This window comes from Streptomyces viridosporus, assembly GCF_002078235.1.
Lineage (GTDB): Bacteria > Actinomycetota > Actinomycetes > Streptomycetales > Streptomycetaceae > Streptomyces > Streptomyces viridosporus.
In genome coordinates, this window is sequence record NZ_MSGP01000056.1 from 1 (window position 1) to 15,336 (window position 15,336).

Below are 15,336 nucleotides of genomic sequence, written 5' to 3' on the forward strand. Positions count from 1 at the left end.
TCGCCATGGGCCTGCTGCCCACCTACGGTTCCATCGGCGTCGGCGCCCCGATCCTGCTCACCCTCCTGCGCCTGATCCAGGGCTTCGCCCTGGGCGGCGAATGGGGCGGCGCCGTGCTGATCGTCTCCGAGCACGGGGGCGACAAGCACCGCGGCTTCTGGGCCTCCTGGCCGCAGTGCGGCGTCCCCGCCGGCAACCTGCTGGCCACCGCCGTCCTCGCGGTGCTGGCCGGCGTCCAGTCCGAGGAGGCGTTCCAGTCCTGGGGCTGGCGCGTCCCCTTCCTGCTCTCCGGTGTCCTGGTCCTGATCGGCCTGTGGATCCGCGTCTCGGTGTCCGAATCGCCGGTCTTCCTCGCCGCCCAGGCCAAGGCCGAAGCGGCCGCCGCCCAGGGCGCCAAGGAGAAGCCGCCCGTCGTCGAGGTCTTCCGCCGCAGCTGGCGCGAGGTGCTCGGGGCCATCGGCGTCCGGTTCGGCGAGAACATCTCCTACTACATCGTGACCTCCTTCCTGCTGGTCTACGTCACCACCCATCTGGAGCTGCCGAAGGGCACCGCGCTCAACGCCGTCCTGATCGCCTCCGCCGTCCACTTCGTCACCATCCCGCTGTGGGGGGCCCTCTCCGACCGCATCGGCCGCAGGCCCGTGACGCTGATCGGCGCGGTCGGCATGGCCGCGTGGGCGTTCGCCTTCTTCTCCCTGGTCGACACGGAGTCCTTCACCGTGATCACCCTCTCGGTCACCGCGGGCCTGCTGCTCCACGGCGCCATGTACGGGCCGCAGGCCGCCTTCATCTCCGAGATGTTCGACACCAAGGTCCGCTACTCCGGGGCCTCCGTGGGCTCGCAGCTCGCCTCCATCGTCGCCGGCGCCCTCGCTCCCATCATCGCCGTCGAGCTCCTGAGGCGTTACGACTCCTCGGTGCCCATCGCCGTGTACCTCTGTGCCGCCTCGGTGGTCACCGCCATCACCGTCGCCGTCGTCAAGGAGACCCGCGGCCGTGATCTGACCGTTTCGATGAAGGACTCGACGCCGGGTCCGCAGCGACAGGAGTCGTCGGTGGCCGGTACCGACCGGGTCTGAGAAGGGACTCCACCGGATGCGGTCCGCCCTGTCGGGGAGACGGGGCGGACCGCACCCGCGCCGGCGTCAAGTACCGCGCCCCGCAGGGCACCCCAGCCGATCCGCGACCCGGTCGCGCAGCCGGGAGGGAGGACTGCCACGGTGACCGACGTGACCACCGTGAACGGACCCGTCAACGCCACGGCGGCAGCGCTCCGGCAGCTGCTCGACCTGCTCGCCGCCGACGCTCCGGCCGAGCAACTGGCCCGGCCCGCGGCGCAGGCGCGCGCCGCCGGTGCCGACCCGCACGACCAGGACGTCATCGACGAGGCCACCCGGACCGCACTGGACATCCACCGGACCCTGGCCCAGCGCCGACGGCGGGAGGCCGAACTCGCCGCCCTGTTCGACACCGCGAGCGACCTGGCCGCACTGCGCGACCCGGACGCCGTACTGCACGCCATCGTGCACCGGGCCCGCACCCTGCTGGGCACCGACATCGCCTACCTCACCCTGAACGACCCCGCCGCGGGCGACACGTTCATGCGGGTGACCTCCGGCTCGGTCTCCGCCACGTTCCAGCAACTGCGCCTCGGCATGGGGGAAGGGCTCGGCGGTCTGGTCGCGCAGACCGCCCGCCCCTACGCGAGCCCCGACTACCGCACCGACCGCCGCTTCAAGCACACCGGGGCCATCGACGAAGGGGTCGGCGAGGAGGGCCTGCGCGGCATCCTCGGCGTGCCCCTGCTCGTCGGCCGGCGCGTGATCGGCGTCCTGTTCGCCGCGGACCGTACACCGCGGGACTTCGCCCCCGAGGCCATCGCCCTGCTCGCCTCCCTGGCCGACCACGCCGCCGTGGCCATCGACGGCGCGCGCCTGCTGGACGAGACCCGCTCCGCTCTCGTCGAACTGAACGCCGCCAACGAGACGGCCCGCGCCCACAGCGACGCCCTGCACCGCGCGGCCGACGCCCACGACCGGCTCACCGACCTGGTCCTCAGGGGCGGCGACGTCGACGACGTCACCCGCGAGATCGCGGCGCTCCTCGACGGGGGCCTGGCCGTCCACGACGCGGACGGCACCGAACTCGCCCGCCTGGAGACCGGCCCCGTCGTCCCGCCCGAGCAAGGAATCGAGGCGTCCCGCAGGGGCGGGCGGGCCGTCCCCGTCGACGGCAACTGGGTGTGCGCCGTCCTGGCGGGCCCGGAGCTCCTGGGCAGTCTCGTCCTCACCGGCCGGGCCGACCTCACGGACGCCGACCGGCGCCTGTTCGAACGGGCCGGTACGGTCACCGCCCTGCTGCTCCTCCTGCGCCGGTCCGTGGCCGAGGCGGAGGACCGGGTGCGCGGCGAGCTCCTCGACGACCTGCTCACCGTCCAGCAGCCGGGAGGCCACCGCAGCACGGGCAGCCTGACCCTGCGGGCCCGGAAGCTGGACATCCATCTCGCCCGGCCCCACGCGGTACTCGTCCTCACCTGCGACCCGACCCTGCGCTCACGCCTGCTGGCCGAGGCCGCGCGCCGGGCCCGCGCGCTCGGCGGCCTGGCCGGCACCCGCAACGGGCGCACCGTCCTGCTCGCGCCCACCTCGCGTCCGGGCGCACTCGCCCAGGAACTCGCCCAGGAGCTCTCCCGCGGCCTCGGCGCCCCCGTCACCGTCGGAGCCGCGGGCCCCGTCACGGGCCCCGAACACCTTCCCGACACCTACGACGAGGCACACCGCTGCCTCCTGGCACTCGAGACCCTCGGCCGTACCGGCGGCGGCGCCGCCCTGACCGATCTGGGCTTCCTCGGGGTCCTCCTCAGCGACCGGGCGGACATCGCCGGGTACGTGGACCGCGTCATCGGGCCCGTCCTCGCCTACGACGCCCAGCGCGGCACGGAACTCGCCCGCACCCTCACCGCCTACTACGACAACGGTGCCAGCCTGGCCAGGGCCAAGGACGTGCTCCACGTCCACGTCAACACCGTGGTCCAACGCCTCGACCGCATCGCACAACTCCTCGGCCCCGACTGGAACACCCCCGGCAGGGCCCTCGAGATCCAAGTCGCCCTGCGCCTGCACCGCCTCGCCCGGCAGGACGTGCCCGGCCACCGGTCGGCCTGACGGGGCGACCACGTGCCGTCACCGTGCCACCGGGGCCNNGGCCCCGGTGGCACGGTGACGCTCCCGCCCGGGGTCCGGCGCCACGCGGGCGGAAGGCGGGGCGAAGGGCGGCGCCGGCCGGGGGCGGGTCGGTCCCCCGGCCGGCGTCGTGGTGGCCCGTCAGGCGCCGCGCCGGTCTCCTCCCTGCTCGCGCGCGGAGCCCGTGACCGTCGTGAACGGCAGCACGAGCCGGGAGGGGTGCGCGGCGTCGCGGTAGATCTTGTGGGTGACGGGGCGGCCCACCGGCAGGTGGAAGGCGTCCGGCGGCAGCAGCGCGTTGTGCGCGTCGGCCAGCGGCTCGTTGTTCGACAGCTCCACCACCATGCGGTGACCGGGCCGGAACGTGGCGGCGAAGGGGTAGAGCCGCAGCACGTACTCCTCGATCCGCCCGGGCTCCACCGGCACCGTGCGGGTGTGCGGGTGGTAGGGGTTGCCCTCGGTGGTGCGCTCCTCGTCGAGCTCACGGTGGGAGGCCTTGAGGTAACCGGTGGTGATCAGCTGCCGGCCGCCGCCGGGGGCCTCGTCCCACAGGCGCAGGATGAAGTTGGTGTCGTCCTGGTCGATCTCCGCGAACAGGTGTGCCGCACCGGTGCCGATCAGCTCGGTGGGCTCCTCGAACGGCTCGGTGCTCCAGTCCAGCACCTCCACCTTGTCGGTGACGGTGAGCGGTGCCTGGTAGAAGCCGTCGGGGGCGGCGTGCTCGGCGCCCATGAGCTCGGGCTCGAAGGAGAGCTTGCGCCGCGGGCGCAGGTAGAGCGACTTGTACTCGATCTCCTTCGGCGGCCACTGCTCCGCGGTGACCACCTCGCGCGAGCCCTCCACGAAGACGCTCACGGACGGCTCGTCCATGATGCCGTTGTCGATGCCCTTGAGCCAGTACTCGTACCAGCGGAACATCTTGTCGTGCTCTTCGATCCAGGGGCGCGACTGCATCGGCGGGTAGGAGCCGATGTCCAGCTTCTTGGGGCCCTTCAGGACGTCGAACAGCTCGATGTGGCCGTCCACGGTCCAGCCGCGTCCCTGGTCGATCTGCAGGTAGACCGGGATGTCGATGTCCCGGGCCAGGTTGATCGGGTTGCGCTCCTCGTACCAGTCGCCGTCGAGGGGGTTCATCACGATGTCGAACCAGAACTCGCGGTTCTTCGGGTACTTGAGCACGTGGACGAGGTTCGGCCAGGCCGCCACGTCCGGGTCCTTCAGCCGCTCGTCGACGAGCTTCTTCAGCTCCTCCGGGGAGTGGACCTCCTGCATGCGGGACTTGACGTCGGTGTGCGCGATGCCGGAGTCCCCGCCGCGGCCCTCGCGGGCGGCACGCGGCATGAACCACATGACGCCGCCGTGGTAGGTGGTCTCGTAGAAGTCGTAGTGCCCGCCGCTGACGAAGATCGCCTTGAGGTGCGGGGGCCGCTCGGCGGCGGCGAGCACCTGCATGGAGCCGAAGTACGAGATGCCGATCATGCCGACGTTGCCGTCGCACCACGGCTGGGCCGCGACCCACTCGACGAGGTCGTAGAGGTCCTGTCCCTGGGGGACGCCGCCGAAGTTGTAGTTGCCGATCATGACGCCGCCGGAATCGCCCGTGCCACGCATGTCGCCGATGACGTGGACGTAGCCCTCCTTGACGACGCGGGCGATGTCGCCCGCCTCGATGCAGCCGTCCCACATCGGGCTGGGCCGGCGCTGCGGCGGCGTGGTGAGGGCGAGGGCCTGCAGCTCCTTGCCGTAGGCGCTCATCGCGATCAGGGCCGGCCGCGGCGTGTCGTCCTGGCCGTGGTAGGCGTCCGCGGCGAGTTCGACGCCGTCCCGCATCGGCACCCGGAGGTCCTTGCGGACGGCGATCGTCTGCGCGCCCGCCCGGATCGTACGAAGGTCAGTCATGAGTGCGAAGCTCCTGTGTTACACGTTCTGGTTGCGCGTGCGGTAGCCGTGCATCGAGGTGAAGAACGGCGACGGCTCGAGCGTGGGGTCGCCGGTGTAGCCGAGTTCCTCGGCCGCGCGGGCGAACGGGGAGTACGGCGAGTCCGTCTCCTGCAGGCCGGCCTCCAGGCAGCCGCAGGCGGCCGCGGTGACGCGGCTCTCGACGGCGAGGCTCTGTTCGACGGCCTCCCGGGCCTGTGCCGCGTCGAGCTCGACGCCGTACGGCGTGCCGTCGGCGCGGCGGTAGGGGTGCCCGAGGTACAGGTGCCGCGGGCGGATCTCGTCCCGCAGGTACTCCAGGCTGGCGCGGTAGGCGACCGGGTCCGTGTAGCCGGGGAAGCCGTTGGCGGCCCCGTGGGCCTGCACGGCGTCGCCGACGAACACCGAGCGCTGACCGTCGACGACGTAGGCGACCGATCCGGGCGTGTGGCCCGGGATCGAGTGCACCGAGACGGTGACGTCGCCGCCGAGGGAGAGGGTCTCCCCGCCCTCGACCAGCAGGGTGGGCTCCATCTCGCCGGAGATGACGGCGTTCGCGGCCGCCGTCACCTTCGCCTCGCCCTCGGGGTCACCCAGGTACCGGCCCCGTCCGGCGAGGTACTCCTCCACGTGCTCCCGCCGCGAGCGGAGCATCGGTGCGTCGGCCTCGTGGATCACCACCCGGGCGCGCCGGCCGGTGAGCTCCCACAGGGCGTACGCCCCGCCGACGTGGTCGATGTGACCGTGGGTCAGCAGGATCCAGCGCACGTCCTCGATACGGCGCCCGATCGCCTCGAGCGCGGGAGCCATCCCCTCGGCGGGCGAGGAGGCGATGCCGGTGTCCACGACGGCCGGCTCGGGTGCGTCGATGAAGAAGCTGTACAGACCGAACCGGCCCCATGGCGAGACCAGGGGGTGGACGTCGACTGCGTGCGTCATGGTCCTCTTTCTGAACTGGTACCTGGGTGGGCCGGGTCAGCGCCGGCCGAGGAAGTCGCGCGTCCGGGCGAAGACCTCGTGGTACTCCGGGATCCAGGAGAAGTGCTGGACGAACCCGTGGTTCGCGCCCTCGTACCGGCTCACCGTCGCCTCCACACCGGCCTCCTGCAGCCGACGGCCGTAGAGCTCGCCCTCGTCGCGCATCGGGTCGTACTCCGCGGTGACGACGAGGGCGGGCGGCAGCCCGGTGAGGTCCTCCCGCTTGACCGGCGAGACGAGCGGGTCCGCGGGGTCGGCACCGCTGTCGAGGTAGAAGGCGTTGAAGGGCTTCAGCCCCGCCGTCTCCAGGCCGTAGCCCTCGGCGTTCTCCCGCAGCGAGGCGTAGCGGTCGACGTCGAAGTCCAGGTCGAGCGAGGGGTAGTAGAGGATCTGGTGCGTGATCCGGTCGAAGCCCTCGTCGTGCGCCCTGGCCGCGACCGCGGCGACGAAGTTGCCGCCGGAGCTGTCACCGGCGAGGGCGAGGGTCGTGCCGTCCCAGGCCAGGCTCTCGCCCTGCTCGGCGACCCACCGCACGACGGCGTGGCAGTCGTCGAGACCGGCGGGGAAGGCGGCCTCGGGCGCCAGGCGGTAGCCGACGGAGACGACCTTGAGCCCGGTCTCCTTCGCCAGCGAGCGCGCGACGTGGTCGTGCGTCTCCAGGCTGCCGAGGAAGAAGGCTCCGCCGTGGAAGTAGACCAGCACGCCGTGGCGGTCGGCCTCGACCGGCGTGTAGATCCGTACCGGTACCTCGCCCGACGCGGTCCGCGCCGTCACGTCCTCGACCGCGTGGAGCGGCAGGCGTTCCTCGAGGGGGGCGACGTGCGCCTCGTCCGCGGCGCGCAGGGCGACCGGATCGAGCGGCCCCTCGGGCGGGGCCGGCAGGGCGGCGATGAACTTGGCGATCTCAGGATGCAGCGGCATGGTGCGTCACTCCTTCGGTGCGGCGGCGGCGGGCTTCTGGCCGGGGAAGACCTCGTTGATCTCGTCCTCGCTCCACCCCTGGCGCGAGATGCGCTGCAACTCGTCGGTCACCGGCTTGCGGGTGGCCTGGTACAGGGCCAGTGCCTCCTTCACGGAGGCCGCCTCCCGCAGGGCGTCGGCGAGCGCGCCGGCGTCCTCGATGGCCGAGTTCGCGCCCTGGCCCTGGTGGTGCAGCATCGAGTGGGCGGCGTCGCCCACGAGGACGACGGAGTCCGAGTGCCACGTGTCGACCGGGTCGATGTCGTAGACCGCGCGGACGTTCACGGTGTCCATGTCGAGGTCGCGCGTGATGCTCACGAGGCGCTCGTCGAAGCCCTCCACCGTCCTCAGCAGGTCGTCCTTCGTGACCTGCGGGTTCCAGGTGCTGTCCGGGCACAGGGCGGTGATGTCGAACGACACCTGGCCCCGGTGGCGCAGCGGCAGCAGGTAGACCTTCGTGCCCCGGCCGATGTACATCCGGAGGTTGTCGTCGACGGCCATGCCGTGGGTGGCGTCGACGGAGATGACCGCGCGGTAGGCGTGCTCGCCCGAGAACACCGGACCCTGGTCGCTGAACAGCTGCCCCCGCACCACCGACTTGATGCCGTCGGCGCCGACGACCAGATCGGCCTCGACGGTCCTGCCGTTGGCGAAGGTCAGGACGGAGCTGTCCCCCTTGTCCTGGACGGTCTCCAGCTTGTGGCCGAGGTGCACCATGCCCTCGGGGAGCACGCCCAGGAGCGCGTCGATGAAGTCGCCGCGGTGGATCAGGTGGGTGTGGGTCTGCTCGCCGTCGGCCGGCCACGTCTCTTTCATGATCGGGTCGCCGGTGGCCGTGAGGATCTCGAAGTACTCGCTCGGCGAGGTCACCTTCGCGATCGCGTCGAAGATCCCCCACTGGCGGAACCGGTTCATGGTGGCGGGCCGCAGACCGATGCCGGCGCCGACCTCCCGGATCTGGTTCGCCTGCTCGTAGACGTCGACGTCGGCGCCGAGCAGGCTGAGGGCCTTGGCCGCCGCCGCGCCGCCGTATCCCGCTCCGACGATGGCGATCTTCAGGTTCTTCAGCTCTGAGGTCTGCATGGGGTTCTCTCTACTTCTGGAGGGCGAGGAAGTCGGCCGGGTTGTCGACGAAGATCGTCTTGATCGCGGCCTCGTCGAGACCGGCGGCGCGGAGGTCCGGGATGAGGTCCTCGAAGATGTAGTTGACGGTGTGGCCCTTGACGCCCGGCCAGCCCAGCGGGCTGCAGTTGGCGTCGGCGGAGGCGAGGACCTGCTTCAGCCGGCCGTCGCCGATGAACCGCAGGAAGTGGTCCAGCCGCTCCTGGCGGGGGCGGGCCCAGAACGGCGGGTCCGGCAGCTCGGTCTCGTAGCCGAAGGTGTCGAAGCCGATGCGGCCGCCCTGCTCCGCGATCCAGACGTCGCGCGTCTTGTCGGCGTTCACGCCGTCGTCGACGTGTCCGAACAGGACGCGGTCCAGGGGGAGGCCCTCTTCGTCGAAGATCGCGATCGCGTTCTCGGCGTCGATCGCGAGGTGGGTCAGGATCGGCACGCCCGTGGTGAGCGCGGCGCGGGCCGCGGCGCGGTAGATGCGCTTGTCCAGGTCCGTCATCCGGCCGCCGCGGCTCACGCCGACCTTGATGACGCCGGCGCGGCTGCCGGTGTCGCCGATGCCGACGGTGATCTCGTGGACGAACTGCCGGGTCAGGTAGTCGACATCGGCCTTGGCGAAGTGGTACAGGGCGGTGTCGCCACCGACGAAGCCGGTGCAGGCGACGATGTGGACGCCGGTCTTCGCGGACAGCGACTTGTAGTAGTCGACGTCGCGGCCGTTGCAGATCCCGGTGGCGTCGACGAAGGTGCCGCCCCCGTACTCGTGGAAGGCGCGCAGCTTCGGGACGGTCTCCTCGTACCGCTGCTCGGGGGTCTTCCACCACTTCGTGTCCAGCTCGGAGCCGGGCATGCCGTAACCGATGTGCTCGTGGATGGCCACGAGCCCCAGCTCCTCGGCCGGGATCGGCCCCAGGACCGTGTTCACTCTCGACACAACACTCACCTTTGAGTAAAGAACCTTGATGATCGTTCGCATCGGCGCGCTCAGCGCACCGACAGCAGGTCGCGCGGGTTGTCCACGAGGATCCGCCGCACGTCCTCGTCGCCGAGCCCCCGCTCCTTCAGGAGCGGGACGAAGGCGGTCAGGACGTGGCTGTACGGGAGGTCGTTGCCGGGGTGGCCCTTCGCCACCCCGGTCGCGTTGCTCGAGAGCAGGATCCGGTGGCCGAAGCCGCCCCGTACGAGGTCGGCGACCAGGGCGGCGCGCTCGGCGTCGGTGAGGTGGCCCCCGCCCTCCGTGCCGACGTGGTCGAGCACGGCGTAGGCGCCGCGGCGGGCGACCTCGAGGGGCGCGCCGGCGGCGACGGCGTCCTCGCGGTCGAGCCCGCCGACGGCGACGCGGTCGGCGGGGAGCTTCTCGTCCAGGACGACGTCGAGGTCGTGGACGGCGTCGGCGCCGTAGCGGAGGGAGACCGCGACGCCGGTGTTCAGGGCGGTCCGGGCCGCGCCGCGGAACAGGCTCTCGTCGGTCGCGGTCATGCCCTCGGCGGTCGCGGTGGTGGCCACCAGGCCGGCGGCGCCGCGGCGCTCCACGCGGGGGACCACCATGCCCTCGGTGACCTCCCGGGTGAAGAGGTCGGCGAACTTCTCGGCCGGCCACGGGGTCGGCGGGTTGGTCTGCGGCGTGAGGAAGTAGCCGCCGAGCTTCTCCTCGGGGCCCTGGCCCGTCGAGGCGACGATGTGCACGCCGGTCGTGCGGGAGAGGGTCTCGTACAGCCGGACGTCCCGGCCGTGGAACATGCCCGTGCTGTCGACGATCGTGCCGCCGCCGTGGGCACGGAAGTCCTTCAGCTTCGCGGCGAGCGTCTCGAAGATCTCGGCGCGGTCGATGGTGATGTCGTAGGCGTGCTCCGCGCCCGGGACCACCGACAGCAGCGCCTCGTGGACCGATACGACGCCCAGTTCCCCGGCCGACACCGGACCCAGAACGGTGTTCACGGTATTGCTCTTGACGCTCATGCCTGCCTCACGTGTCCAGGGTGGGGTGCACAGCACCCCGTGGCTGCGGTCACGGTAGCCACTCGGTTTACATGCCGTCAATGAAATGAACACTGAGAAAAAACTATGCACCGAGAGTGAGGCGGACGTTCGCGACCGATCACCGACCGGCCGCCACCGGACCGGACGGCCGGGACTCCATGGCGTCCTGAGCTGCCCGAAGGGCCGGTGCGGGGCGGGCGCCCGGACGGGACGGGCCGGGCGTGACGGAGTCGGCCGGGGCGGCGGCGCCGTCACCGAGCGTGACGGGCCCAGTCACCCGTCACGCGCCCGGGGGCGCCTCCCCAGCGGTCGCCGCGGACCCTTCCGGGGCGTCCGGCCCCGGCGTCGAGGGCATGAACTGCGTGCATGTCGCAGCATGTAAATCATTCATTTGATGAATGTGAGGTCCGCCCCTTCACTGGGGGCATGAGCACCCCACCCACCTCCGACATCGACCTCTTCGCCGACGAGGTCCTGCTCGACCCCTACCCCGTCTACGCCGAACTGCGGGAGCAGGGGCCGGTCGTCCACCTCCGGAAGAACGACGTCCACGCGCTGACGCGGTACGACGTCATCCGTGGTGCACTCGCGGACTGGGAGTCGTTCTCCTCGACCTCGATCGCCTTCAATCCGATGGCCAACGAGGCGCTCACCGGCACCTCGCTCGCGTCCGACCCGCCGGTGCACACCCAGCTGCGCGCCACGCTCACCGAGAACCTCTCGCCGCGCGCGCTGCGCGGCCTGAAGGGGAAGATCGAGACGAAGGCCGACGCCCTCGTCGCGGAGCTCGTCGAGAAGGGCTCCTTCGAGGCGATCGACGCCCTCGCCCGGGCCTTCCCGCTGGAGGTCGTCGCGGACCTGATCGGCTTCACCGGCCACGTGCGCGACAACATGTTGCGCTGGGGGCAGGCCGCCATGCAGGTCCTCGGCCCGATGAACCAGCGCACGGCCGAGAACTTCCCCGTCGCCGGCGAACTCTACGCGTGGTGCTCCCAGGTCGAGGCCGCCGACCTGGCCGAAGGGTCCGTGGGCCGCGGCATCTTCGAGGCCGAGGCGCGGGGCGCCATCCCGCCGAACACGGCCGGCCACATCATCCACCAGTACCTCGGGGCCGGCGTCGACACCACCATGGCGGCGCTCGGCAACCTCGTCGCCCTCCTCGGCTCGCACCCCGAGCAGCTCGACCTGATCCGCAAGGACCCGTCGCTGGTGTCCTCGGCGTTCAACGAGGTGCTGCGTTTCTGGCCGCCCATCAACGCCTGGGGCCGGCGCGCCACCAAGGACGTCGAGATCGACGGAGTCGTCATCCCCGAAGGCGCGCAGGTCGCGATCCTGCTCGGCGCCGGCAACCGCGACCCGCGGCACTACGAGAACCCGGACGCCTTCCTCGTGGAGCGCAATCCGATCGACCACCTCTCGTTCGGCTACGGCCCCCACGGCTGCGCGGGCCAGGGACTCGCCCGCCTGGAGGCCCACGCCGTGATCGACGCGCTCGCCCGGCGCGTCAAGCGCCTCGCCGTCGGACCCGAGGTCCGCGTTCCCAGCAACATCACCCGGAGCATCGAGGAGCTCCCCGTCCTGGAAGTGATCCCCGCATGAAGATCGTTCTCGACCGCGCCCGCTGCGAGGGCCACGGTCTGTGTGAGGAAGCCGCCCCCCGGCTCATGCACCTCGACGACGACGGCGAGCTCGTGCTCGACCGCGAGGAGGTCGACGAGGCCGACGCCGCCCTGGCGAACGCCGCCGTCCGCGTGTGCCCGGTCGCCGCACTGAGGGTCGCATGAGCGGCGGCACGGTGGACCGCGTCGTCGTCGTCGGCAACGGGATCGCCGGGCTCACCGCGGCCGACACGCTCCGCGAGGCGGGCTTCGACGGCGAGCTGACCGTCGTCGGCGACGAACCGCACCCGGCGTACAGCCGCCCGGCCCTGTCGAAGGCGCTCCTGCTCGACGGCGACGACCTGTCGTCGCACGAGCTCCCGCCGGCCGGCCACGGGGCGACCGAACTCCTGGGCGTCCGTGCGACCGGACTCGACCTCGACCGCCGGCTCGTCGCGCTCGACGACGGTACGGCTCTGCCGTACGACCGTCTCGTCCTCGCCACCGGATCCCGGGCGCGACGGCTGTCCGACCTCCCCGAGGAGGTCACCCTGCGGGGGCTCGACGACGCGCTGTCCCTGCGGAGCCGGCTGGCGGGCCGGCCGTCGGTCGTCGTGGTGGGCGGAGGCCCGCTCGGCATGGAGATCGCCTCGGGGTGCCTGGCCGCCGGCTGCCGGGTCACCCTGGTCTCCCAGGGGCTGCCGCTGATCCTCCAGCTCGGCCCCCACCTCGCCGAGGTCTTCGTCAAGGCCGCGCTGGACCGGGGGCTCACCCTCGTCGAGACCGGGTCGGCACGGTTCGAACGGCGGGAGGGGGAGGCCCGGGTCGTGCTCGACGACGGTGCGGTCCTGGAGGCGGAGCTGCTCCTGAGCGCCGTCGGCGACGTGCCGAACACGGAGTGGCTCGCGGACACGGGGCTCGTGGCGAAGGGCGCCGTCCCGGTCGACTCGCGCGGACTCGCGCGTCCCGACGTCGCGGCCGTCGGCGACCTCGCGGCCTTCCCCACCCCGCACGGCCTGCGCCGCATCCCCCTGTGGAGCAGTGCGATCGAGCAGGCGAAGGTCGCGGCAAGGGCTCTGGTCCACGGCGAGGACACGCCGCCGCTCCGGTTCCAGCCGTACTTCTGGACCGAGCAGTTCGGACTGAACCTCAAGGCGGTGGGTCATCTGCCGCTGGACGGGGAGCCGACGTACGTCGACGGGGAGCCCGGCGGCGGGCCGGCGCTGATGCGCTGGTCGCACTCCGACGGCACCGGTGCGGCCGTGGCGCTCAACTACCGGGTGCCGATCCCCCGGCTGCGCCGGTTGACCCGGGCGGCCGCGTAGGGTTCGCCCCATGGAGCACGGCGAAGAGGGCACCAGGGGTTCGAGGCTGGACCGGCTGGCGTCGGTCAACCTCAACCTGTTGGTGCCCCTCCTCGCGCTCCTCGAGGAGCGCTCGGTGACCAGGGCGGCGGAGCGGGTCGGTCTGTCGCAGCCGGCGATGAGCCACGCCCTCACCAGGATGCGGCGTCTGCTGGGTGACGACCTCGTCGTCCGGCAGGGGGCGGGCGTGACGCTGACCCCGCGCGCGCTGGAGCTGATCGCGCCGCTGCGCAGTGTCCTGCAGCAGACGGCAAGCATCGTGGACTTCCCCTGCTTCGACCCCGCCACGGACCGGCGCGTCATCACGATCGCCATGACGAACAGCACGGCGTTCGTCATCGGCCCCCGACTGACGCGGCTCCTCGCCGAGCGTGCTCCGCACGCCACCCTGCGCCTGCGCACGATCACGGTGCCGACCGAGGCCACCTTCACCGACCAGGGCGTCGACGTCGTACTGATCTCCGAGGGGCACTTCTCGCCGTACCCGCGCGAACGGCTGTACAACGACCGCTGCGTGGTGGTGGCCTCACCGGACACCCCGCCGGAGGCGAGCGCGCTCGACCTGCTGACCACACAGCCGCACGTCGTCGTCGACACCGACCGGCGGGTCTTCCCGTACTCGGTGCTCGAGGAGAAGGGCATCCCCTACCGCGTCGGCCAGTTGAGCTCCGACTTCCTCCTGGTGCCTTTTCTGGTCGCGCGCTCGGGCGGCGTCGCTCTCCTCCGCCACCACGTGGCCGCCACCATGCGGACACTCTCCGACCTGCGGATCGAGGAGTTCCCGTTCCCGCTTCCCGGGCTCGGGATCGACATGGTCTGGAACCCCCGGCTGAGCGATCAGTACTTCGTCGAATGGCTTCGCACGCTGCTGTTCGACGCCGCGTCGCAGCTCTGACGCCGACGACGCCCCTACCCGGGCCGGGGGCCGGTCAGGTCAGGTCAGGTCAGGTCAGGTCAGGTCAGGTCAGCAGCCTTACCCAACTCGCCCCGAGTTCGTCGAGCATCTGGTCGCGCGTGAGCTTCCAGTCGGCACGGTCCCAGTTCTGGGCGACGAAGTCGAGCTGGGCCATCGCGAGGACGCCCCGGAAGCGGCGCTGATGGGGCTCGAAGCGCCCCGCCGCCGTCAGTCCGTCCTCGATGTCGCCGATGGCCTCCTCCAGCCATCGCTCGACCAGGTCGGTGAGTTCCGGATCGATCACCGCGGCATCGCGGCCGATCCGGATGATCGGCCGGATGACCGGCCAGTTGTCGGCGGTCCGCCGCAGCCACGCCGTGATCGCCTCCGGCGTCCCGTCGGCGACCGTGGCGACGAGGTCCTGCGCCGTGGAGCCGTGCTCGGCGGAGCGGACGCGCTGCAGCGCCTCGTTGAGCCGCTCGTCGATGAGCGCCTTCATCAGTTCGCTGCGGGAGGAGAAGTAGGCGTAGAAGGTCACCCGGGTGGTGCCCGCCGCGGTCGCGATGTCGTCGACCGTGGTGGCGGCGTACCCCTTCGCCCTGAAGAGTTCGAGTCCCGATTCCAGCAGCAGACGGCGCGTCATCCGCTTCTGCGTCTCACGAAGGTTCGCCATGGTCGGATCCTAGGACGCCGCCGCGCATCGCTCATGCACGCCGGCTCCGGCCGCGGCCCCTCGCGCCCGAGCTTGACGCTCCGTGAACCGGCAGGGCGCCGTTCACGCGACTCCCGGCGACAGGTCCTCGGCGTCGAGCGTGTTCGCCAGCCGGTACCGGACCTGCGCGTTTCGGTACGTCACGCCGACGTCGACCGGGCCGGGCAGGTTCGTCCTCGTGCTCGATGTGACCGAGCGTGTGCGGGGGCTCCCGCCGAAACGGACGTCCGTTCTCGGCCCCGTGCGGAAACGGAGCCGGTCGGCCGACACGGCGGAGGCGAATTCGACGTCCGCGTGCCGGTGTTCAGGCCTTCACGGAGGACGGCCCTCGTCCTGCGCCTCCCGCTCCCGCACACGCCTCACCTTGCGACGGGGCGCTTCGGCGGCCCGCCGCACAGGACCCTCACCGGTTTCGGCGGCCCGCCGCGCGGGCGCGGAGGCCTCGCGTGCGGGCTTCCGCGCCGCGCGGCCGGTCGCGTTCCCGGCCCGTTCGGCGAGCCCCGTGACCGCCTCACCCGTGTCGTCACCCAGCCGTCCGGCCGCGGCCCCGGCCTCACGTCCCACGTCCTCCGCCGCGGCCCCGGCACCTCGCCCAGCCTCCTCGGCCGCGGTCCCGGCACCCCGCCCCACCTCCTCG

Annotated in this window: 13 protein-coding genes and 1 pseudogene; 6 read left to right on the forward strand and 8 right to left on the reverse strand. The window is 71.9% G+C overall.

Going from position 1 to position 15,336, the window contains the following annotated elements:
• Both B7L92_RS04055 and B7L92_RS04060 read left to right on the forward strand, forming a co-directional pair.
• Positions 1-1,079, forward strand: a 1,079-nt coding sequence (locus B7L92_RS04055) for an MFS transporter (RefSeq protein WP_081236111.1), incomplete at its 5' end; no start/stop codon positions are given.
• A gap of 141 nt (positions 1,080-1,220) precedes the next feature.
• Positions 1,221-3,164, forward strand: a complete 1,944-nt coding sequence (locus B7L92_RS04060) for a helix-turn-helix domain-containing protein (RefSeq protein WP_081236112.1) — start codon at positions 1,221-1,223, stop codon at positions 3,162-3,164.
• Positions 3,165-3,323: 159 nt separating this feature from the next.
• On the opposite strand, the gene B7L92_RS04065 is transcribed toward B7L92_RS04060, so the two are convergent.
• Genes B7L92_RS04065 through B7L92_RS04090 form a run of 6 tightly spaced genes read right to left on the reverse strand, consistent with a single transcriptional unit; the run spans position 3,324 to position 10,088 of the window.
• Entirely contained in the window at positions 3,324-5,081 is a 1,758-nt protein-coding gene (locus tag B7L92_RS04065; RefSeq protein ID WP_081236113.1) for a CocE/NonD family hydrolase, read from the reverse strand.
• A gap of 18 nt (positions 5,082-5,099) precedes the next feature.
• Positions 5,100-6,038 carry an MBL fold metallo-hydrolase gene (locus B7L92_RS04070; protein ID WP_081236114.1) on the reverse strand — a complete coding sequence of 313 codons (939 nt, stop codon included), beginning with the start codon at positions 6,036-6,038 and terminating at the stop codon, positions 5,100-5,102.
• A 36-nt stretch (positions 6,039-6,074) separates the two neighbouring features.
• Positions 6,075-6,998, reverse strand: a complete 924-nt coding sequence (locus B7L92_RS04075; protein WP_081236115.1) for an alpha/beta hydrolase — start codon at positions 6,996-6,998, stop codon at positions 6,075-6,077.
• Positions 6,999-7,004: 6 nt separating this feature from the next.
• Entirely contained in the window at positions 7,005-8,120 is a 1,116-nt protein-coding gene (locus B7L92_RS04080; RefSeq protein ID WP_081236116.1) for an FAD-dependent oxidoreductase, read from the reverse strand.
• 10 nt (positions 8,121-8,130) lie between these two features.
• Complete coding sequence (locus B7L92_RS04085; RefSeq protein ID WP_081236117.1) at positions 8,131-9,084, reverse strand: phosphotriesterase family protein; 954 nt, start codon at positions 9,082-9,084, stop codon at positions 8,131-8,133.
• A 50-nt stretch (positions 9,085-9,134) separates the two neighbouring features.
• Positions 9,135-10,088: a phosphotriesterase family protein gene (locus B7L92_RS04090; RefSeq protein WP_255310745.1), complete on the reverse strand. Its 954-nt coding sequence runs from the start codon at positions 10,086-10,088 to the stop codon at positions 9,135-9,137.
• 468 nt (positions 10,089-10,556) lie between these two features.
• Here B7L92_RS04090 and B7L92_RS04095 point away from each other — a divergent pair, with 468 nt between their 5' ends.
• Genes B7L92_RS04095 through B7L92_RS04110 form a run of 4 tightly spaced genes read left to right on the forward strand, consistent with a single transcriptional unit; the run spans position 10,557 to position 13,987 of the window.
• Entirely contained in the window at positions 10,557-11,729 is a 1,173-nt protein-coding gene (locus B7L92_RS04095) for a cytochrome P450 (protein ID WP_081236119.1), read from the forward strand.
• Positions 11,726-11,914, forward strand: a complete 189-nt coding sequence (locus B7L92_RS04100; RefSeq protein WP_081236120.1) for a ferredoxin — start codon at positions 11,726-11,728, stop codon at positions 11,912-11,914. The genes B7L92_RS04095 and B7L92_RS04100 overlap by 4 nt, the downstream gene beginning before the upstream one ends.
• The gene (locus tag B7L92_RS04105; protein ID WP_081236121.1) at positions 11,911-13,053 is read left to right on the forward strand and encodes an NAD(P)/FAD-dependent oxidoreductase; all 1,143 of its coding nucleotides are present in this window, start codon (positions 11,911-11,913) and stop codon (positions 13,051-13,053) included. Before B7L92_RS04100 ends, B7L92_RS04105 begins: the two co-directional genes overlap by 4 nt.
• A 10-nt stretch (positions 13,054-13,063) precedes the next feature.
• On the forward strand, positions 13,064-13,987 hold the full coding sequence (locus tag B7L92_RS04110) for a LysR family transcriptional regulator (RefSeq protein ID WP_081236122.1): 924 nt from the start codon (positions 13,064-13,066) through the stop codon (positions 13,985-13,987).
• Positions 13,988-14,051: 64 nt separating this feature from the next.
• Here the strand turns inward: B7L92_RS04110 and B7L92_RS04115 are convergent, their stop codons facing one another.
• On the reverse strand, positions 14,052-14,660 hold the full coding sequence (locus B7L92_RS04115; RefSeq protein ID WP_081236123.1) for a TetR/AcrR family transcriptional regulator: 609 nt from the start codon (positions 14,658-14,660) through the stop codon (positions 14,052-14,054).
• A 351-nt stretch (positions 14,661-15,011) separates the two neighbouring features.
• Positions 15,012-15,336, reverse strand: a pseudogene (locus tag B7L92_RS41525) (hypothetical protein); the annotation flags it as partial.